Below are 21149 nucleotides of genomic sequence, written 5' to 3'. Positions count from 1 at the left end.
GATGAAAAATGGTCGGTAGGCAAGAAATATATTGAAATGACCGAGTACCACGAGTGGCGAAAGAAAACACCAAAGACAACCGAAAAACCTACTCGCGACGAGTAGGCTTTCTGTTCGAGGATTTTACACACAACTTTGGACTTGACCAAAGTTCCTCCCAAATCGGCCAAAGTTATTGCAAATATCCAACATAGCTTTCATACAGCACAAAGAAGCAGGCTAAGGGAACGCTCCCTCGCCTGCTTCTTTGCTCTGCTCGCCTATTTATTTGCGGTCGAGCTCTTGTATGGCTTCAAGCACCTGCTGCACATGATCCTTGATCTTCACTTTGCGCCACTCGCGCACGAGCTTGCCCTTCTTGTCGATCAGGAAAGTGGAGCGAACGATGCCCATATATTCTCGGCCGTACAGCTTCTTAAGCTGCCAGACGCCGTACTTCTCGCATACCTTCTTCGCGGTGTCGGCGAGCAGCAGGAACGGCAGCTCCTTCTTCTCTACGAACTTCACATGCGACTTCACATCGTCGGCGCTTATGCCGAGGACTACGGCATCCAGCCCGCGATATTCCGAATGTGCATCGCGGAAGTCGCATGCCTGCTGCGTGCAAGTCGCCGTCAGGTCCTTCGGATAGAAAAACAGAACGACCGGATGGCCGATATAATCGCTAAGCTTAACCGTCTCTCCGTTCGACGCTTTAAGCGTGAAGTTCGGCGCTTTTTTGCCTATATGCAATTGAACCATGTATTGTATCCCCCTGCTTCAAGCTCTTAACCTTACGAGCCTGCTCCCCTATATCGTTTGACGCCGTTATTCCAAAACGCAAGACCAAGCCCGAATACGATAATACCCATAATCGGCGTGAACCAAGCTAGTCGCGACAAGTCGTCCGCCTTCTGCTCCAAGAAATACGACGCCGGTATTACGCCAACGAAGGCGAACGGAAGAAGCCAAGTCAGCACGAAGCGTATCAATTTGTTATAAATGTTCACTGGGTAGCGACCATAGTTCTGAATGTTGTACATCAGAGGCACGATACCAGTCGGAGCATCCGAGTAAAAGGACAACGCGCTTAGCGCTGTGTATAGTCCCGCGTAAATAAGTACCGCCCCGATGACGAACAAGAGCAGCATTACAATGTCCAGCACATGGAACGGCAAGCCAAGCTGCACCCAGCAGATAACCATAATGACGGCACCGACGAACGAGCCAATCAGAGACGGCGGGTCGACGTTTTCAAGCAAAACTTGGTAAAGGTTGTGAGCTGGCCTTGTAAGCACCCGGTCCATCTCGCCCTTCACGATGTAGCGTTCGCTGAAATTCCAAATACTGAAGAACGTGGCGAAGACGCCATATGGAATCATGAAGAAACCGTAAACGAAGACGACCTCCGCCTCCGACCAGCCGCCAAGCGATGGCGTATGCTGGAATACGATCAATATAAAGATCAGATTCATCCCTTGGAACAGCAAATCGGACAGCACTTCGATCCAAAAGTCCGCCCTGTAAGTCAGGCGTGTCTTGGCATAGTTCTTAATATATTCCCAGAATAGCTCTGCATATCTCATCTCTGCTTATCCCCCTTGCACGAACAGCCGCCTGCGCGCTGCACGCCACACGAGCCATATCGGAATTAATAGTCCTACAAACCATATCACCTGCAAGCCGAGCACCCCGGCAATTTCGTTGCTAGGCGTACGTCCCGTAAATACCGAGCTCGGCAAATACGTAATCGCTTGGAACGGCAGCCACTGCATAATGCCCGACAGCCAGCCTGGGAAGAAGGCGATCGGCACGACGACGCCGGAGAACAGGTCGACCATGACGCGCTTCATGCGCATCATTCCCTCGTTATTTTCGACGAAGAAGGCGAATAATCCGGTCAGAATATTGATTTGTGAATTGATGAGGAAGCTAAAGAACAGCATGACGAGATAGATCAGCCATGTCGTTGCATCGGTCGGCAGCTTCACCGGGAACAGCAGACAGACGATGATCATGCCCGGTACCATGAACAGAAGCATGCGGAACAAGCCCTCGCCGAAGCCTTGCATCATTTTCACGAACAGATAGGAATAGGGCCGGATGAGCTGCACCGAGACGCTGCCGTCACGGATTTCGTTCGCAATCTCGCGGTCCAGGTTATTGAAATAAAACGCTCTCGCCATCCATGAGACAGCAATGTAAGTCGTCATCTGAGCAACGGTAAAACCCTGAAGCGTCTCCTTGTCGCCATAGATCGCCTGCCACAAAAAATAATACGCGCCGATGTTAATCGCATAAATAATGATACCGCTATAATAGTTAACGCGGTAAGCGAGCATCATCAGGAAACGTATCCGAATAAAGTCGATATAAGCGCTCGTCATTGTCCGCTCGTCTCCTTCGAGACTTCGGCGGAGCCCGATGAATAGATGCTGCGGACGATATCGTCCGTGTTCGTCTCGAAAATCTTAATGTCGCGTATTTCTGTGCCGGCCACGACCTTCGAGAGAGCGTCGGATACGTTCACCTCATGGGGCAGCCACATTTTCGCGGTCACGTCATTCTCAAGCGACCACGTTACGGCAAGCTCTTCGGTCAACTGCTGCAGCTTCGCCAGAGGCGTATGACCTGCGAATTGGAACTGAATCTCGCGGCCCTTGCTCCAGCGGCTCTTAAGATCGTCCAGCCCGCCGTCATAAATGATGCGGCCGTCGTCCAGCATAATGACGCGCGAGCATAACGCTTCGATATCTTGCAGGTCATGCGTCGTGAGCAGAATCGTCGTGCCGTGCTCGCGGTTCATTTCCAATAGGAAGTCGCGAATCTCCGTCTTCACGACGATATCAAGGCCGATCGTCGGCTCGTCGAGGAACAGAATGGACGGATTGTGAAGCAGCGATGCGACAAGCTCGCAGCGCATCCGTTGTCCAAGGCTGAGCTTGCGGACAGGACGGTTAAGCAGATCACCCAGTTGAAGACGCTCTACGAGGTTGTCCAATCTTTTGCGGAAGTCGGCCTCCGATACACGGTACACTTTGCGCAGCAACTGGAACGACTCGATAACGCCGATGTCCCACCATAGCTGTGAGCGCTGGCCGAATACGACACCGATGCCACCTACGAATTGTTCGCGATCCTTGAATGGTACAAAGCCGTTAACTTGGAGATGTCCTGCCGTCGGCACTAGGATGCCAGTGAGCATTTTGATTGTCGTCGACTTGCCCGCCCCGTTCTCGCCGATATAGCCGCATATTTCCCCTTGGGGGATTTGGAACGAAATATCTTTGACCGCCGTTACCTCGTTATATTCGCGCTTGAACAAGTCCTTGAGCGCGCCTGACAGCCCTTCACGGTTTTTCTGAACCTTGAATTGCTTGCGTAAATCCTTCACATCTATAGCCAGCATAGATTGTTGTCTAGCCCCTCTCGTTCGACATTTCCTGGGAAATTACGATTTTTTGTTGGCTGAATCGATAAAACTTGCTTCCAAGCATCGTTCAGCTTTATAATTTTATGATATGTAATATTACATTAGATATGGGCAAGCGTAAACGCCTTACGCAAACCTTTGGTTGAGTAAGCTCGTTTCGCGTAAAAATATAAGCTTATTTATAAGGAGTATAACTATAAATGCTTATATTTCAAGCGTAAACGCCTTACGTCAACCTATGGTGACATTAGACCGTTTCGCGTAGAAATATTAGCCGACTCAAAGACATAAATATGGATGGATCGGCACCTGTGGGCTGGAATAGCAATTATTATTTCAAATAATAGCTATCTAATGATTTAGACTACTGAAACAACCCTATACTGCAAATATTAGCTTCTTCTTAGCTTTCCTTGTCTTCATGCTGTACATGTATGTGTGAGATCGAGCTTTCACAGTAATCAGTCTTTTGCGTATTGAAAGGAGCACTTCTAACGAAATGCAAAACAAATCGAAGGCCAAAAAAACTTGGAAATGGATACTCATCAGCATCTTGGTCATCATTGTCGCCGTCGTCGGTTACGCTATTTATTGGAGCGTCGGCGTATATAATGCTTTGGACAATTTCAAGGACCCGGTTGTAGAGGCAACGCCTAACGGAACATCTGAAACACCAGTACCGATTCCTGAATGGGAAGGTACGGAGCGCGTTAATATTTTGCTGCTCGGCGGTGATGCCCGCGGCTTGGATGAAGGACAGAAAGCACGTTCCGACTCTATAATGGTCGCTTCCTTCGACCCTGTGACGAAGAAGGCGCATCTGTTATCCGTCCTTCGCGATACGTATGTCGAGATTGAAGGCCATGGCCATGGACGTATTAATACAGCGCTAACGCTTGGCGATTACCCGCTGGCCATGAAAACCGTCGGCGACTTGCTGGGGCTCGATATTCAGTACTATGTGTACACCGACTTTGAAGGGTTCAAAGCGCTTGTCGATACGATAGGCGGCATTGACTTCTATGTCGAAAAAGATATGCGCTACACCGATAACGRCGACCAGAACCGCTACGATATCGACTTGAAGGAAGGCTTCCAGCATCTTGACGGCGATAAGGCGCTTCAATACGTTCGCTTCCGTCATGACGCGATGAGCGACTTCACACGGACCGAACGGCAGCGCAACTTCCTTAAAGCGGTAGCCAAGGAGCTCCAATCGACCTGGAACATCATCCAGATGAAAAAGATTTTGGAGAGCGTGCAGCCCTATGTCGATATGAACATGTCGGTCAATGATATGCTGAAGCTTGGTCAACTGGGCGTGAAGAGCCATGTAGCCGGCACGACCCAAGTGCCTCCAATGGAGCTGATCGCTGAAGATCGCGTTGGCGGCGCATCCGTTATCGCAGTCAAGGACGAGGATGAGCTTCACGAATACATTCAGGAACTGCTGCAGTCCGATGAGACGATTCCCGTCCCTTCCGAGACGCCTGTTCCTACGGATGGCAGCTCGAATACACCGAGCGAATAACGTAATAGACGCAGCGGACGATATTGTCCCCTGCGTCTTTTTTGATATTGCTTTTTACAATCGGATTGTACTTTTTGATTCGGCTTTTGTATTCTAGTAGATAGTGTTTTGAATGAGTTTAATTTAGGAGGAATACCGAGTATGACTTTACAACGACCACAATCCGGCGTCCTATATGAACAAGCTTTGGAACATATCGTAGGCGGCGTCAATAGTCCTTCCCGCTCGTTCAAGGCGGTTGGCGGGGGCGCTCCCGTATTTATGAAACGGGCAGAAGGCGCGTACTTTTGGGATGTCGACGATAATCGATACATCGATTATTTGGCCGCCTATGGACCAATCATTACGGGCCATGCCCATCCGCATATTACGAAAGCAATAGTTACTGCAGCACAGAACGGCACCTTGTACGGTACGCCAACCGAGCTTGAGATCACGCTCGCTCGCATGCTGAAGGAAGCGATCCCTTCAATGGACAAGGTTCGTTTCGTCAACTCGGGTACAGAGGCCGTCATGACGACGATTCGTGTTGCCCGTGCCTATACGAAGAAGACCAAAATCATTAAGTTCGCCGGCTGCTACCACGGCCATTCCGACCTCGTCCTCGTCGCTGCAGGCTCAGGTCCTTCCACGCTAGGCATTCCGGATAGCGCAGGTATCCCGACCAGCATCGCACAGGAAGTAATTACCGTTCCTTTCAACGATTTAGACGCGCTTAAGCTTGCTCTTGAACGCTGGGGCGACGATACGGCAGCTGTCATGGTTGAGCCAATCGTCGGCAACTTCGGCATGGTTATGCCGCATGAAGGCTATTTAGAGGGATTATGCAAGTTGACGCGCGAATCTGGGGCACTAGTCATTTATGACGAAGTCATCAGTGCGTTCCGCTTCCACTACGGCTCTGCTCAGACTTACAGCTTCTTCGCCGACCATGCCGCCATCGAACCCGATCTGACGGCGCTGGGCAAAATCATCGGCGGAGGTTTGCCGATCGGCGCTTACGGCGGCCGCAAAGAAATTATGGAGCAGGTTGCTCCGCTCGGACCTGCTTACCAAGCCGGCACGATGGCAGGCAATCCTGCCTCGATCTCGGCGGGCATCGCCTGCCTCGAGCTGCTGCAAGAACCTGGCATCTATGACCGCATGGACGGACTTGCTGCTCGTCTTGCAGACGGTTTGCGGTTTGCCGCGAAGCAATACAATATCCCGTTAACTGTAAACCAAATTAAAGGCTCCTTCTCCGCTCACTTCTGCGACCACCAAGTAACCAACTATGATGAAGCGCAGGACACGGACGGTGAACGGTTCGGCAAGTTCTTCCGACTGATGCTCGATCAAGGAATTAATCTTGCTCCTTCCAAATATGAGGCGTGGTTCATGACGATAGCCCATACGCAAGCCGATATCGACGCGACAATAGAAGCTGTCAACAAAGCGATGGCGCAGCTGTAATCTTAACCGTATTACAAAGGTCAGATAGAGATAGATATACTTTCTATCTCTATCCATCCTTAACACCTCTCAATTGGCGAAATAGAGCTGATTTCTAGCTCTATTCTGTCCAACTATCCGCCTGACGCTACATTTGCAGCACTCACCCTGGCGAATAGATATATTTTCTAACTCTATCCGGCCTTATCACATCTCATTTGGCGGAATAGAGCTGATTTCTAGCTCTATTCTGTTCAACTATCCGCCTGACGCTACATTTGCAGCATTCACCCTGAAGAATAAGTATACTTTCTATCTCTATCCGGCCTTATCACATCTCATTTGGCGGAATAGAGCTGATTTGTAGCTCTATTCCTCTCTCCCTACTTCACATTATTAATAATTAACAGCCTGTCATCCGTATTGGATGGAATGCCTCTGCCGTCCGTATTATTCGTGATCACATAAATGCGGCCATCATGAATTTTTACATCGCGCAGTCTTCCCTCGCCTGTGAACACCTTCTCCATTTTGCCTGCAACCGTATCATAGCGATAGAGCGCTTCACCTCTAAGCGTAGCGATCAACAGACGATTGCTCTCATCCATCATAGCGCCAGAGGGCGCAATAGCCTCTTCCCCGGTATGATAAAGCGGAGCGATCATCCCTTTGCGATTATCGTCTCCGTACACAGTCGGCCATCCATAGTTGCCTCCTGCCTCGATGCGGTTCACTTCGTCATGTCCGCCCGGATCGCCGGACGGGCCGTGTTCCGTATTGAACAGGACGCCCTTATCGTCCCAAGCAAGTCCTTGCGGATTACGATGTCCGTAAGAGTATACATACGAATTCGCAAAAGGATTGTCAGCAGGCACTTTGCCATCAAGCGTCAGCCTTAATATTTTACCAGCCAGACTGCTTCTATCTTGCGCCAGTTGCGGCTGCTGCGCATCGCCAGTTGTCACATATAACATCCCGCCCGGCCCAATCGCCATTCGTCCCCCGTCATGGTTAGACGCCCCCGGGATCCCCTCAAGCAGTGCGCGAACTTCAGTCCACTTCTCTCCCTCCTGCTTAATAAGGACGATACGGTTCATTAGAGAACCCTGCTCTTCATAGGTATGGTAGGCGTAAGCAAGCTTCGATGTGTGGAAGTCAGGCGACAGCAGTAGGCCGAGAAAGCCGCCTTCTCCCCTATGTCTTACGCTTTTGTTCAATTGAACGGATTGGCGCTCCATGACACCGCCCTCCAGCTTGACGATCGCTCCTTCACGCTCGCTGATGTATACCGTATCTCCATCAAATTCGATGACCCAGGGAATGTTGAGATTCTCAGCAAGCACCGTGTATGGCTCATTCGATTCAGGATTATCTGAAGGCACTATTGACGGCGATGGCTCAACGCCAGTAGTTACTGCCGCAGTCGAGGTTGCCGTGGGTGCTTCCGTTGCAACGCCAGCTTTCTCCGCTTCGTTTTTGTCGCAGGCTGCAATTAGGAACGAAAATACGGCAACAGCTGCCGCCAAACTGACAAGACGTGCTTGATTCATCATGATCATCCTCTCTCGTTCTTTAGTCGATACGATCAACTCTCTTTATCTAGCATTATAGACACATTCTATCGGAAACCAATCACAAGACGCTGTCTTTATGCAAAAAAAGGACAGCCATTTGCGCTCTCTCTCGTGAGGCATGCTGTCCTTCTTCTAATTGCTATTCGTTCGCATTCGCTGCTGCCAGCGCGGCGACTAACTCGTCTTGAATGCGGCCGTTCGAGGCCATCACATTGCGTACGCTCAGATCATACGGCTTGCCGTTCGTATCGGTTACGATGCCGCCGGATTCCTGGATGAGAAGCGAGCCTGCTGCCAAGTCCCAGCTGTTAAGACCAATCTCCCAAAATCCGCTTAGACGGCCTGCTGCAACGTACGCCATATGAAGCGCAGCGGAGCCGGCGATCCGAAGATTGCGCACCTGTGGCGCTACCGCGGTAATCCCTCGCAAATTGACAGGAAGCGCATATTGATGATCGGCTGGCAGTCCCGTTGCAACAAGACTTCCGCGCAGCGTTTCCTCGCTAGATACGCTCATCCGCTTGCCGTGCACGTAAGCTCCCTTGCCTTTCTCAGCGACAAACAGCTCATCCTTCACCGGATCGTACACAACACCGACGATAACCTCGCCCTTGTAAGCGAGCGCAATCGATACGCAGAAGAAAGGAAAGCCGTGTACGAAGTTCGTCGTACCATCGATTGGATCAACGATCCATAGGTATTCGGCATCGATCTTTTCTTCCAGCGCTCTTGCAGAGGCTTCCGGCCCAGGCTCTACACCTTCTTCTCCCAGGAAGGAATGATGCGGAAAATGGGTCAAAACCAAATTTTTGATCAGACGTTCGGAGCCCTTGTCGACCTCCGTTACAAGATCGTGGGAAGAGTACTTTATATCAAGGCTTGCATGATTGCCAAGCTTTGTCTTAATCCATTCGCCTGCTTTCGAGGCGCAATTGATAGCAACAGCGGTAAAGCTTTTGCCACCAACGACGGAAGCATTAAGCTGATCGCTCACGGTCCATCACTCGTTTCTTTACATAATTTTTTGTTGATGTAGTTCCATTTCAAACAATGTATTGGTTTACATACGTATGACTAGGCAGGCAAGTTTCGCAAAAAAAATGGAACTGTCGCGGTCACAACGCCCTTATGCCCTCAAAAATCAGTTGTCCCGCAAGCAGCAACAACGTAACCCGCAGCAGCCACATGAGACCCTTGCCGCTCATGCGCATCGCGATGTATGCGCCGGCTTTGCCTCCGATCCAGGCGCCGGGGACAAGCGCCAGCACGAACAGCCAATTCGTCTCCCCAAGAAAGGCATGCATGCCGCTGCCCAGGATGGAGGACAGGAATATGACGAACATCGACGTTGCCGTCGCCACATGAGGGGGGAAACGGAATAGCAGTACCATAAGCGGTACGAATAAAGACCCTCCGCCAATGCCGAACAACCCGGATATTAAGCCTACGCCAAAGCCGATAAGGAGCGCCGGGGCAATGGCGTAACCATAGCTGTGCGTCTCACCGGAGGCATCCGTGAAGCTTCGATTGATAGGCCATTCACGAGTAAACGGTTTCATATAATCTCGGGCAATGAGCAGACCCGCCATGAGCAGCATAAAAATACCAAACACGAGCTGGAATACGCCGTCCTTCAGCAATCCCGTCAAAGCAGAACCCGCCATCGCGGCTGGACCGCTCGTTATGAAAAAAAGCCACGCGCTCTTGAAATCGACGATTTTGCGCTTGGCATAGGATAACGTGGAAGCAAGCGCCGTTACGACCAACACCGTTAACGACGTGCCTACGGCCGTCTCGTGTCCGATCTCTCCGCCCGTCAGAACGGGACCGAGCAGCATAAGCGCGGGCACGATAATGATGCCTCCGCCAAGACCGACGATGCTTCCGAATATAGCGGCAACCGCGCCGAGCACGACTAGCAGCAGCCAGCTTAACATGATAATCACCACTCTCTAGTTGTGAACAACGTTCAGAACAGCACCGCCAAGGCATGTCCCAGGCGGTGCTCTTCACCATATATCAGATGAGGATCTCGACACTTGCATCGTCGATGACCTTCACGCCTTCTCCTTGCTCCTCCAGCTTACGGAGCTCGTCCATCAGTTTAAATAAAGCTTCATCCTTGCTTTTAGCCTCCAGCATGCAATCCAGGTATTCGGTGGTTGACGCAGCCTTACGCAAGAAATGAAGCAGCGGAAGCGGTTCGACGAAGTCGGCATGCCCTCTCGGGTCCGTTTCACTTTTCGGACTGGATGCATGAATCTTTGGCGGCAGCTCCCGAGCGGAAGAGATGCCTAACCGATCGCGTTCTCGCTGCCACGTCTGCACGATGCGCGGCCATAGTTCACCGCATAACTCGTCCTCCGAGATGTCGCCCGGATTCACGGCATGATGATGAATGTCGAGTACCATCGGTACCCCGACTTGCTCAGCGGCACTTAGCGTCTCCGCAACGTTAAACGTCTTATCATCGTTCTCTAGCGTCACACGGTGCAGGCAACGCGGCTCAAGCGACCCGAATTGAGTACTAAACCGCTGGCTGGACGTTGTCTTGTCTCCGTATGCTCCGCCCATATGTATATTGCATTTGGCCGCTTCATCCAATCCCATCGCCTCAAGCATCCGCACATGGTTGTCCAAGTCGATGATCGAGTTCGCCAGCACTTCCTCGCGAGGCGTGCTGAACACGCAGAAATGGTCGGGATGGAACGACACGCGTATGTTATTTCGCTTAACGAAATCGCCTATCTCTCGGAACGACGGTGTTAGAGTCTCGAACGGATTCCAATCCGCAAGCTCTCCATGGGTCGCAAGCGGAATGAGCTTGGACGAGAAACGATACATTTGAATATCGCTCGCTCGGCAATGCCTTAATATGCGCAGCGTATTGCCCAGGTTCTCCTCGGAAATCCGCTCCAGCTTGCGTATAGCGGCTTCGCGGTCATCGAGCTTGGAGAAGCTTTTGTATGTCATTGTCTTCGAAGGAGAGGCGTTCTCAAGCGTCAAGCTCATTGCGACGAAACCGAATCTGACGATCATCGGCTATTTGCGATCTCCAAAAAACATTTCAAAAGCCAGCGCAGTCTGTATGCGCGACTCTTCCTCGGTCAGCTTTCTCACAAGCTCCATCTCCACTTCGGTTACTTCTTCGCCTTGGAAGTTAATTTCAGCGATAGAAGCCAAGATGCGGACAATCGCAATCGCTTCGTTGCCAGGCGTGTAGGCGATGACCTTCTGGCCCGTCGGAAATACGCGAAATCCGCTCTTAACCATTTTGCCCCTACCATACTCCAACAATTCATAAAGCTCTTGCTCGGACTTGAATTTGCATACGGAATTAAATTCGGTTGAAAATCCCATGGTAACAACCTCCCTCCTCGAAAATCCGGTATTAGGCCGGTTAAGGCTCATTCGTTCGACGAAATGACGTTAAATGAGCCTAAATGCTATTTAGTCTGATCTAACCTTAAATCGCGTCGCCGGAGAAATCGATCGCTTGCTTGTCGTTGTAACGAGCCATCGCGAGATCGATCAAATTGTCTAGAAGCTGCTTGTACGGGAGGCCCGTTTCCTTCCACATGAGCGGATACATGCTGAATGGCGTGAAACCAGGCAATGTATTCACTTCATTAATTAGCAGCTGACCATCCGACTTCCGCAAGAAGAAGTCAACCCGCGACAAGCCGGAGCCGTCGATCGCTTGGAAGGCGCGAACGGCCATCTCGCGGATTGCTTCCGTCGTCTCGGCAGGAATGTTCGCCGGGATTTGCATTGTGGATTTGCCGTCGATATATTTGGCTTTATAATCGTAAAACTCATTGGACGGAGCAATCTCACCTGGCAGCGATGCTTTCGCATCGTCGTTGCCAAGCACGCTGACCTCGATTTCGCGAGCATCGACAAACTCCTCGACGATGACTTTGCGGTCGAATCGGAGCGCGTAATTAACGGCAGCGATCAGCTCCTCGCGGTTTCTCGCTTTCGATACGCCTACGCTGGAGCCAAGGTTGGCTGGTTTAACGAAGCATGGATACCCAAGCGACACTTCACATTCCATAATGAAATAGGAGGAGTCCTTCTGCCATTGCGTACGGTTAAAGTACCGGTACACGCATTGCGGCAAGCCCTCTTGGGCGAACACTTTTTTCATGATAATCTTGTCCATGCCAACGGCAGATGCGAGAACGCCAGCACCTACATATGGAATGTTGGCCATCTCGAATAAACCTTGGATCGTGCCGTCTTCGCCGAACGTGCCGTGCAGCAGCGGAAATACGACGTCGATCTGCTGCTCGCCGCTCGCGCCAGAACCGCCTATACCCGCGAACAGCGGCGCAAGCGCCGCTCCTGTATTCGCAGGCTCACTGGACTCGTAACGCAGCTCCTCCACGCTTGCTGGACGACCTTCAAGAACGGGCCCTGTCTTCCACTCGCCTTGCTTCGTAATATAAAAAGGTTTGATAGCGTATTTGTTGTAGTCGAACTCGCCCATAACGGCAAACGCCGTTTGCAGAGAGACCTCATGCTCTCCCGATTTCCCCCCGTATACAAGACCAACTCGAACTTTGCTTCCCATGGCACATCCTCCGGTACGAATAAATTTACATTACAATGCTTACATAAGGTCGGCAATATGAAAAAAACGATATCTCGTCTGTTCCGTCCATGCATAAGAATCGCGATAATCCCAATAACGATGCCGGCTGGCTACGGTATTCGCGTTAACGAGCGGCATCCCCGCGGCATCGAACGCGGTCACGATTGTACTATGCTGGAAGCGGTTATCCCCATTCCAATCATACGTAATAATATCGCCTAGCTGCAGCTCGTCGGCCGATAACACGGTTTCTACGCGTAAACCTGATACCCGCTTTCCACCCAAATAATGAGTTAAAGCATTGGATACGGCCCAGCTGAAGCTCCAATTTTCCTGACCTTTATTTCTACCTTTATACCACCAGCCGCTTTCTCTTTTACCAGTATAGTTCATTGGGGCATTACCTGCAAAGACGCATTGGGATACGTAATTCGTGCAATTTACCTCAAACAGTTCGTAGGCGGGATTGCCTTCGTTCCACCATCGGTCGGCATAAGCCGCAACCAAATCTCTCCTGTACGGAATACCCGGCTGACGGTGTTTGAATTGCGGGAATAGGTCATAATTTAAGTATGGCATCGAGGGCGTAGCGCGCTCGCCTTCGGAGAACGTATAATCATCTACTGTCATCCAGTTGTCGGCTGATGCTCCATATCGCGGCCTGCGTTCGGATATGATCGGCTCGACGCGTATAACGTCCCAGCTTTTACCCGCGGGACACAGCCATAGCCGCTCGTATTCAGACCTTTCCTCCATATAAAAGCGGCCATGCTGCTCCATTCTTCTTCTAATATGAAGCTTAATGAGCACCGACACTTCGTTTGGAGACTCGTTTACGCGGACAAGCTCGGCCTTCGTCTCGCTACCGGCTGGCAGAACGCCGCGCAGCAGCTCGCGCTCACGCAGTCGCTCAAGCCGGCAGCGAAGACGTTCGCAATGCTCTGCGTCCGTAACAAAGTCGGACAACACTTGGGCATGCTGCTCCGTCTCGGCCTTATTGTACAAACTAATGTAACGATGAACGGCTGATTTCCACCCTTCCGCTTCTCCTTGCTGCCGGTGCAGTCCATAATCCGATGAACGCAGGAGAGACGTAAGCTTTGGTTGCTTGCTTGACTGATTAGCGCTTGCCTGAGACTGTGGACCGGGCTGATTGGCCGCCATATGCTGCCGCGGCTCCTCCGCTGCCCTTTGCTGCAGTCCGGCATTAGCCTTCAGCTTAACAGCCGGCTGGCGCGGGGAGCTTCGCTGCTGCGGGGGCGCTTGATTTCGTTTGTAACCTTGATTTGCTGGCGGCCTTTGACCTGTTCGCGACATCGCTTTCCCTCCTGCATGACACAGAATAACTGATTAATTATATGAAACGATACGACAATTCATGTAACATCGCGTGAAACGTATTTTCAGCCCCTTCCGTGTGTCCGCAAGGACATAATTGGACTTTACGCAGGGGTCATTTTAGCGCTATACTATAGCTATAAGGAATTTGAAATCCTGTTTCATAGAGTGAAACAAGGACGACATTTACACAAAGGAGAATGACGATGTCTAAACAAAATCAATACTCCGTCCGCACCACGCTTGACGCTGGCGGAAAGTCGTATGCTTACTATCGTATCGACGGACTACAAGAGCAAGGCCTTGGCGACATTTCGAAGCTGCCTTTCTCGATCAAAGTATTGCTTGAAGCAGCCGTTCGCCAATTCGACGGACGCGCAATTACACCTGAGCACGTAAAGCAGCTTGCAACTTGGGCTGACGGACGCGAGGACAAAGAAATTCCTTTCATCCCTGCCCGTATCGTACTGCAAGATTTCACCGGCGTACCGGTTGTCGTTGACCTTGCGGCAATGCGCGACACCGTAAAAAAAGCTGGCGGAGATCCTAAGAAAATCAACCCGCTCGTTCCTGTCGATCTCGTAATCGACCACTCGATCATGGTTGACGCATTCKGCAGCCCTGAAGCTCTTGAATATAACACGAAAGTGGAATTCGAGCGCAACGAAGAACGTTACCGTTTCCTTCGCTGGGCACAAACGGCGTTCGATAACTTCCGCGCAGTGCCGCCGGGCACAGGTATCGTTCACCAAGTTAACCTTGAGTACTTGGCATCCGTTGCCGCAACGAAAACAATCGACGGCGAAACAGTCGTATACCCTGACTCCCTTGTAGGTACGGACTCCCATACGACGATGATCAACGGTCTTGGCGTAGTAGGCTGGGGCGTTGGCGGTATCGAAGCGGAAGCAGGCATGCTCGGACAACCGCTTTACTTCGTAATGCCAGAAGTTATCGGCTTCAAATTGACAGGCAGCCTGGCAGAAGGCTCTACGGCAACTGACCTTGCCCTGACTGTTACGCAAATACTTCGCAAAAAAGGCGTTGTCGGCAAATTCGTCGAGTTCTTCGGACCTGGCTTGTCCAACATCAGCCTTGCTGACCGCGCAACGGTTGCCAACATGGCTCCTGAGTACGGCGCAACAATCGGCTTCTTCCCTGTCGACAGCGAGACGCTTTCGTTCATGCGTCAAACTGGTCGTCAAGAAGAACAAATCGAGCTTGTTGAAGCTTACTACAAAGCGCAAAGCATGTTCCGTACGGACGAAACGCCGGACCCTGTATTCTCCGACGTTATCGAGCTTGACCTTTCGACGATCGTTCCATCGCTTGCTGGACCGAAGCGTCCGCAAGACCGCGTTGAGCTGACTTCGATGAAAGAATCGTTCAACAGCATCATCCGCACGCCAATCGACAAAGGCGGATACGGCCTGAGCGACGAGAAAATCGAGCAAGTCGTAACCGTTAACCATAATGACGGCCAAGTTTCCAAAATGGGTACAGGCGCTGTTGCGATCGCGGCTATCACAAGCTGCACGAACACATCCAACCCAAGCGTAATGCTTGCTGCAGGCCTCGTTGCTAAGAAAGCAGTTGAGCGCGGTCTTAAGAAACCGGCTTACGTGAAAAGCTCCCTGACGCCGGGCTCGCTCGTCGTTACGGAATATTTGAAAAAAGCAAACCTGATCGAATCGCTTGAAGCGCTTGGCTTCCACGTTGCAGGCTACGGCTGCGCAACTTGTATCGGTAACTCCGGTCCATTGCCGGACGAAGTAAGCAAAGCGATCGCTGACAACGATATGACGGTAGCGGCTGTATTGTCCGGTAACCGTAACTTCGAAGGCCGCGTTCACGCTCAGGTTAAAGCGAACTACCTGGCATCGCCTCCGCTCGTTGTTGCTTATGCAATCGCCGGTACGGTTAACATCGACCTTTCCAATGATGCAATCGGCTACGACCAAGACGGTCAACCGGTATACCTGAAAGATATCTGGCCAACTAACCAAGAAATTAAAGACGCGGTTGCAGCATCGTTGAACCCGCAAATGTTCCGCGACAAATACGAGAACGTATTTACGCAAAACGAGCGTTGGAACGCGATTTCCGTACCAGAAGGCGAAAGCTACGAGTGGGACGAAAAATCGACGTACATCCAAAACCCGCCGTTCTTCGAAAGCATCGGCGACGCGCTTTCCGATATTGCCGATATTCCTTCGGCTAGCGTTCTTGCGCTTATGGGCGATTCGGTTACGACTGACCATATCTCCCCTGCCGGCAACATTACGGTTAACAGCCCAGGCGGCAAATACTTGATCGACAACGGTGTAGACCGCAAAGACTTCAACTCGTACGGTTCCCGTCGCGGTAACCATGAAGTGATGATGCGCGGTACGTTCGCGAACATCCGTATTCGTAACCAAGTTGCTCCTGGTACAGAGGGCGGCGTAACGACTTACTTGCCAAGCGGCGAAGTCATGTCCATCTACGACGCATCGATGAAATACCAAGACAGCGGCAAAAACCTTGTCGTTATCGCCGGTAAAGAATACGGAACAGGAAGCTCGCGTGACTGGGCTGCCAAAGGTACGTACCTGCTAGGCGTCAAAGCCGTTATTACGGAAAGCTTCGAGCGTATTCACCGTTCCAACCTTGTCGGTATGGGCGTGCTTCCGCTTCAATTCCAAGAAGGCCAAAGCTGGAAAACGCTTGGCATCACTGGTACGGAGACATTCGACATTACGGGCCTGAGCAACGACGTTCAACCGGGCGATTCCGTTACCGTTACCGCAACTCGCGAAGACGGCACAACGTTCGAATTCCCGGCAATCGTTCGTCTGGACTCCCTCGTTGACGTAGACTACTACCGCAACGGCGGCATCCTGCAAACGGTGCTTCGTCAAATGATCGCTAATATGTAATAAAAGTGAAACAGGGATGGTGCAGGTGTTATCTGCTCCATCCCTTTTTTTCGTTCAGATATCTAATTTACGTTTTGCTGTATTTCATACAGTCTAATCGGTCCTACTCGCCTGTTCTGTGAAAGGCTGCGCAGATCCCATTTTATACAATCATCATACCCAGCCGCTTAGCTGATTCTATCATAACGGGCGCGTAGCTCCGCATCGTATCCATCGTCAGACGGCTTGCAGGCCCTGATACCGATAAAGCTGCTACCAGCTTGCCCGAGCGTGTTAGAATAGGCGCTGACAACGCCGCAGCGCCCGGTTCGCGCTCCTCGAAGCTCGTTGCATAACCTTGGGCTACAATCTCGTCCAATTGCTGCTTATATTGATCCAAGTCAATGGCGTACAGCCATGCAGGATCAACGAACAGTTCCTGCTGGACGTGAGGCTCGGCATAAGCAATAAGCACTTTGCTCGATGCTCCCGCATATAGCGGCAGCCGTGCGCCCACCGGCGCTACACGTCGAACGGGCTGATTGCTCTGTACCGCTTGAATTCGTATACGCTCCGATCCATCCCTAACATAAATGCTGACCGTCTCGCCTAACCTGTCGCGCAGCCGCACCATCTCCGGCAGCCATATCGTAGCTTGATCGTCCGATCGGGATAAGTTAGCGGACAGCTCCCATACCTTAAGACCTAGATGATAACGTTCCGTCGCCCGATCACGCTCTAGGAAACCCTTCTCTTCCAGTGTGGCAAGCATGCGGTGCACCGTACTCTTATGCAGCCCGATATGCTCGGCGATTTCCGTCATCGCCCAATCCGTCTTCGTTGTAAAGCAGAGTAAAATATCAAGCGCACGATCTACCGCGCGTACAGTCGATTTGCCTTCCTCCATGCCGCCCATCCTCCCTGCCCCATGTTTCATTCAATGAAACTCATTCTCATTTTAGTATACCCTATTGGCTCTCGAGCCGTAAAGGAAAGTCTCTACGTTACAGCTATATTACAAAGCATTAACATCTTATCGACATCAATTGACAGGCTACTAGCGTAGGACTACGATAAAAGTACTAGAAAAATAACGCTTACATTCATTGAACGTTTATCGACCGCTTCTCTCCCTACTACTACGACGCATCTGGAAGCAACATTGAAGGAGGATGACGATATGAGCATAACTACCATGACATCACGGCCGCTTGAATCCGGATTCCCGGGCAGCTTGCAGCCGTTCCCTTTCATCGACCCTGATCAGCTATTTGCTAAGAAGAAAGCAAAGAGCCGTGTCAAGCATCTGGTCGTAGCCTCCCTCGCCTCCGTCACGGCCATGTGCTTGCTTGCGATCGTTATCTTTCATGGTTATGTTGCTTGGATGCTCGCCTATCCATACGTAGCACCGCTCACATCCAATCCAAAAGCGGCCATTGGCCTTGAATATGAGGATGTCGTATTTCCAAGTCATAGCGGACAGACAACGGTTAGCGGCTGGTTCGTCCCCGCTGGCGGATCAGAGATCGCTGCTGCTGACGCATCTGAAGCTGCTTCCACAAGAACGGTCGTATTCAGCCACGGTTACGGAGCTAATCGCGAAGAGACATGGGTTCCCATGTATGATCTCTCGAAGCTGCTGAACGGCTTAGGCTACAACGTGTTACTATTCGACTATGGCTATGCTTCCAAGGAATACAAAGCGCCGGCCACAGGCGGCCTTGAGGAATCTCAGCAGTTGCTCGCGGCCATCGATTATGCGAAGTCGCGCGGAGCGGAAGACATCGTCGTGTGGGGCTTCTCGATGGGCGCCGGCACGGCGCTGCAGACGGCGCTGCAAACCGACGAGATCGATGCGATGATTCTCGACAGCATGTTCATTCCAAGCCCTGAGGCTTTGTTCGATAATTTGAATCAATTCGTAGAGCTGCCGCGCTTCCCTTCATTGCCGCTCATCGAATCATTAATTCCGCTGTGGACGGGTTCGAACTTTGGTTCCATCCCCGCCGAAGAAGTGATGTCGAATGATTACGGGATGCCAATTTACGTGATTCATGGCACCAACGATGTGAAGGCTGATTATGAGACGGCGGAGGTTGTCGCATCCGTTCAAGGCAATCCGCTCTCCCGTTCCTGGATCGTGCCTGACGGCCAGCATGAAATGCTGTTCCAGGTCCATCCGCGCGAATACATCCAACGGGCAGCGCTTTTCCTAAGTCAAGTCGACGGTCAATTGCAAGCCGACAAAGCTCCCTAACCTAACATTAAACCTATGCAAGCACGACATAACCCCTTTCTGCGACGAATACATCTACCTTAGATGCATTCCATAGTTGCAGCATATAGGAGGCGATGGCCGTGCTTTTTATTTATGGCAAACTAATGCCTGTAAGAGCAATGGAACTTGTCCGTCACTGGAAAATGCAAGAGAAAGAGCACAACGCCGTCATCCTGCTAAGCGCTCCGTTACTGGACCATCAATATGCGGGCTTGCTGCAATCATGGGAGCCCGTATTTGCCGGAACGGTGCATTACGCCAATCAATGGCTGGAATCCTGGCTTCCTTACCCTGCCCGTCTTCCTGAGCAGGCTGAGCTTACCGTCGAAGCGCTTATCGATACCGCGCTCGAGCAATCCCATCGTTATGTCGAGCAGCTCGAGATGCTGCTGTCCAGCAATGTGCCGCAAAGTACCCGGACGATTATTGCCCATTCCATCCGCGAGACCAACTATTATCGAGGACTGGTCGGAGCATACAGGCAAGCCGCGAACAGTCCAGGCAATCGCGAGCAGCGAGCACCGATTGCGCAGGTACCTATTGGCGGACATACACTGCCTCCGCTTCCCTATGATTATGATGCCTTAGAGCCTTATATCGATGAACAGACGATGCAAATACACCATGACATTCATCACCAATCCTATGTGGACGGACTCAATAAAGCCGAGAAGCAGCTTCAAATCGCTCGCGAAACCGGCAACTTCGATCTGGTCAAGCACTGGGAACGCGAGCTTGCCTTCAATGGGGCGGGACATTATCTTCATACGTTGTTTTGGAGCGTGATGTCGCCACACGGCGGGGGCGATGCCGTCGGACCGGTCTCTACGCAGATCACGAACGATTTCGGCAGCTATGCCGCCTTCAAGAAGCAGTTCAGCGAAGCGGCTGCCAAGGTCGAAGGCAGCGGCTGGGCAATCCTCGTCTGGAGTCCGCGCAGCAGACGGCTTGAAATCTTAACAGCCGAGAAGCATCAGAACTTATCGCAGTGGGACGCAATTCCATTGCTGCCGCTCGACGTATGGGAGCATGCTTATTATTTGAAGCATCAGAACAAGCGCGCTGACTACATCAAGGACTGGTGGAGCGTCGTTCATTGGCCGAATGTGAACAAACGCTTCGAGGAAGCGCGCCAGCTCGTCTGGCAGCCTTAGTAATGCCATAGCCATAATAAAAGGCTGACAGCTCTCTGCTAAGAGAACTGTCAGCCTTTATTCATTATTGCTATTGCTTCAGCAATGCAAGAAACTCCGAGCGCAGCGCGGAGCTGCTGCGGAATTCGCCGCGTACCGCCGAGGTGACGGTCTTGCTGCCCGGCTTCTTCACGCCGCGTGCGCACATGCACAGATGCTCGCCCTCGACGACGACCATCACGCCATGCGGCGCAAGCTCCTCATCGATAATGTCGGCGATTTGCGAAGTAATACGCTCCTGCACCTGCAATCTGCGCGTAACTGCCTCGACCAGACGCGCGAGCTTGCTGAGCCCTGCGATCTTGCCGCTTGGGATATACCCGATATGCGCCTTACCGAAGAAAGGCGCCATATGGTGCTCACACTGGCTGTAATACACAATATCCTTCACGATGACAAGCTCTTCATGCTGCTCATCGAACGTTACGCCAAGCACTTCGCGGGGGTCAACCTCGTAGCCTGCGAATATTTCCTCATACATCCGAGTGACGCGTGCAGGTGTCTCTAGAAGTCCCTCGCGTTCCACATCCTCGCCTACCAGCTTTAATATCTCTTTGACGTGGTATTCGATTTGCTCCCGGTTGCTCGTTACCTTTGTATTGACGTAATCTTTCTTACCCGCCACGTAGGGTCACTCCTTCCGGATCATAACAACTGTTTACAACCTAACAAGCGCCTTTATTTACGAGGGAACTTTTGATTTTTCATCATGTTTTGAGCGCGATTCATTTGTTGCTTATTCAAGTTATAGCCCATTTGCTTAGCCATCTTCTGTATCATCTCAGGGTCGTTCTGCATCTTCTCGAGCTGCTTGCGCAAATAGAATACGCCGATGAAAAAGCCGCCAACTGCGCCGACCACTAATGTCACGATAGGAAGTACAATGTTTAACCACATA

Annotated in this window: 19 protein-coding genes; 5 read left to right on the top strand and 14 right to left on the bottom strand. The window is 51.4% G+C overall.

From position 1 onward, the window contains the following. Window positions 1–264 precede the first annotated feature (264 nt). The 4 genes from bcp to AC1DF0_RS30960 are packed head-to-tail and all read right to left on the bottom strand — an operon-like array spanning window position 265 to window position 3388. The gene (gene bcp, locus AC1DF0_RS30975) at window positions 265–741 is read right to left on the bottom strand and encodes a thioredoxin-dependent thiol peroxidase (RefSeq protein WP_442050732.1); all 477 of its coding nucleotides are present in this window, start codon (window positions 739–741) and stop codon (window positions 265–267) included. Between the two features lie 32 nt (window positions 742–773). Next, entirely contained in the window at window positions 774–1565 is a 792-nt protein-coding gene (locus tag AC1DF0_RS30970) for an ABC transporter permease (RefSeq protein ID WP_442050731.1), read from the bottom strand. A 6-nt stretch (window positions 1566–1571) separates the two neighbouring features. Then, the gene (locus AC1DF0_RS30965) at window positions 1572–2366 is read right to left on the bottom strand and encodes an ABC transporter permease (protein ID WP_442050730.1); all 795 of its coding nucleotides are present in this window, start codon (window positions 2364–2366) and stop codon (window positions 1572–1574) included. After that, the gene (locus AC1DF0_RS30960; protein ID WP_477577353.1) at window positions 2363–3388 is read right to left on the bottom strand and encodes an ABC transporter ATP-binding protein; all 1026 of its coding nucleotides are present in this window, start codon (window positions 3386–3388) and stop codon (window positions 2363–2365) included. Before AC1DF0_RS30960 ends, AC1DF0_RS30965 begins: the two co-directional genes overlap by 4 nt. Window positions 3389–3911: 523 nt before the next feature. Here AC1DF0_RS30960 and AC1DF0_RS30955 point away from each other — a divergent pair. After that, window positions 3912–4943, top strand: a complete 1032-nt coding sequence (locus AC1DF0_RS30955; protein ID WP_477577351.1) for an LCP family protein — start codon at window positions 3912–3914, stop codon at window positions 4941–4943. Between the two features lie 141 nt (window positions 4944–5084). Then, window positions 5085–6395, top strand: a complete 1311-nt coding sequence (locus AC1DF0_RS30950; RefSeq protein WP_442050728.1) for a glutamate-1-semialdehyde 2,1-aminomutase — start codon at window positions 5085–5087, stop codon at window positions 6393–6395. Between the two features lie 362 nt (window positions 6396–6757). On the opposite strand, the gene AC1DF0_RS30945 is transcribed toward AC1DF0_RS30950, so the two are convergent. The 7 genes from AC1DF0_RS30945 to AC1DF0_RS30915 form a co-directional block, all read right to left on the bottom strand. Further along, window positions 6758–7927, bottom strand: coding sequence for a PQQ-dependent sugar dehydrogenase (locus tag AC1DF0_RS30945; RefSeq protein ID WP_477577349.1), 1170 nt, complete (start codon window positions 7925–7927; stop codon window positions 6758–6760). 160 nt (window positions 7928–8087) lie between these two features. Continuing rightward, window positions 8088–8942 carry an inositol monophosphatase family protein gene (locus AC1DF0_RS30940; RefSeq protein ID WP_477577347.1) on the bottom strand — a complete coding sequence of 285 codons (855 nt, stop codon included), beginning with the start codon at window positions 8940–8942 and terminating at the stop codon, window positions 8088–8090. A gap of 121 nt (window positions 8943–9063) precedes the next feature. Next, window positions 9064–9885, bottom strand: coding sequence for a sulfite exporter TauE/SafE family protein (locus AC1DF0_RS30935; protein WP_442050725.1), 822 nt, complete (start codon window positions 9883–9885; stop codon window positions 9064–9066). A gap of 82 nt (window positions 9886–9967) precedes the next feature. After that, the gene (gene uvsE, locus AC1DF0_RS30930; RefSeq protein WP_477577344.1) at window positions 9968–10987 is read right to left on the bottom strand and encodes a UV DNA damage repair endonuclease UvsE; all 1020 of its coding nucleotides are present in this window, start codon (window positions 10985–10987) and stop codon (window positions 9968–9970) included. A gap of 3 nt (window positions 10988–10990) precedes the next feature. Beyond that, window positions 10991–11308 carry a hypothetical protein gene (locus tag AC1DF0_RS30925; protein ID WP_442050723.1) on the bottom strand — a complete coding sequence of 106 codons (318 nt, stop codon included), beginning with the start codon at window positions 11306–11308 and terminating at the stop codon, window positions 10991–10993. Window positions 11309–11414: 106 nt separating this feature from the next. After that, complete coding sequence (locus AC1DF0_RS30920) at window positions 11415–12524, bottom strand: D-alanine--D-alanine ligase (RefSeq protein ID WP_477577342.1); 1110 nt, start codon at window positions 12522–12524, stop codon at window positions 11415–11417. Between the two features lie 39 nt (window positions 12525–12563). Further along, the gene (locus tag AC1DF0_RS30915; protein WP_477577341.1) at window positions 12564–13862 is read right to left on the bottom strand and encodes an amidase domain-containing protein; all 1299 of its coding nucleotides are present in this window, start codon (window positions 13860–13862) and stop codon (window positions 12564–12566) included. 227 nt (window positions 13863–14089) lie between these two features. Between AC1DF0_RS30915 and acnA the strand changes: the two genes are divergently transcribed. Then, a complete protein-coding gene (gene acnA, locus AC1DF0_RS30910; protein WP_477577339.1) occupies window positions 14090–16801 on the top strand; it encodes an aconitate hydratase AcnA in 2712 nt (903 codons plus the stop codon). Between the two features lie 142 nt (window positions 16802–16943). Here the strand turns inward: acnA and AC1DF0_RS30905 are convergent, their stop codons facing one another. After that, entirely contained in the window at window positions 16944–17687 is a 744-nt protein-coding gene (locus tag AC1DF0_RS30905; RefSeq protein ID WP_337104399.1) for an IclR family transcriptional regulator, read from the bottom strand. A gap of 273 nt (window positions 17688–17960) precedes the next feature. Between AC1DF0_RS30905 and AC1DF0_RS30900 the strand changes: the two genes are divergently transcribed. Both AC1DF0_RS30900 and AC1DF0_RS30895 read left to right on the top strand, forming a co-directional pair. Then, a complete protein-coding gene (locus AC1DF0_RS30900; protein ID WP_477577337.1) occupies window positions 17961–19037 on the top strand; it encodes an alpha/beta hydrolase in 1077 nt (358 codons plus the stop codon). Window positions 19038–19138: 101 nt separating this feature from the next. Next, window positions 19139–20212, top strand: coding sequence for a Fe-Mn family superoxide dismutase (locus AC1DF0_RS30895; protein ID WP_477577335.1), 1074 nt, complete (start codon window positions 19139–19141; stop codon window positions 20210–20212). A 70-nt stretch (window positions 20213–20282) separates the two neighbouring features. Here the strand turns inward: AC1DF0_RS30895 and folE are convergent, their stop codons facing one another. Then, the gene (folE, locus tag AC1DF0_RS30890; RefSeq protein WP_477577333.1) at window positions 20283–20876 is read right to left on the bottom strand and encodes a GTP cyclohydrolase I FolE; all 594 of its coding nucleotides are present in this window, start codon (window positions 20874–20876) and stop codon (window positions 20283–20285) included. A 53-nt stretch (window positions 20877–20929) separates the two neighbouring features. After that, window positions 20930–21148, bottom strand: coding sequence for a YneF family protein (locus AC1DF0_RS30885; RefSeq protein WP_337104395.1), 219 nt, complete (start codon window positions 21146–21148; stop codon window positions 20930–20932). Window position 21149 lies beyond the last annotated feature (1 nt).

It is taken from the genome of Paenibacillus sp. 05T425, from assembly GCF_056396205.1.
Note: the sequence above shows the minus strand (reverse complement) of the source record. Positions and strands in the feature narration are given on the sequence as shown.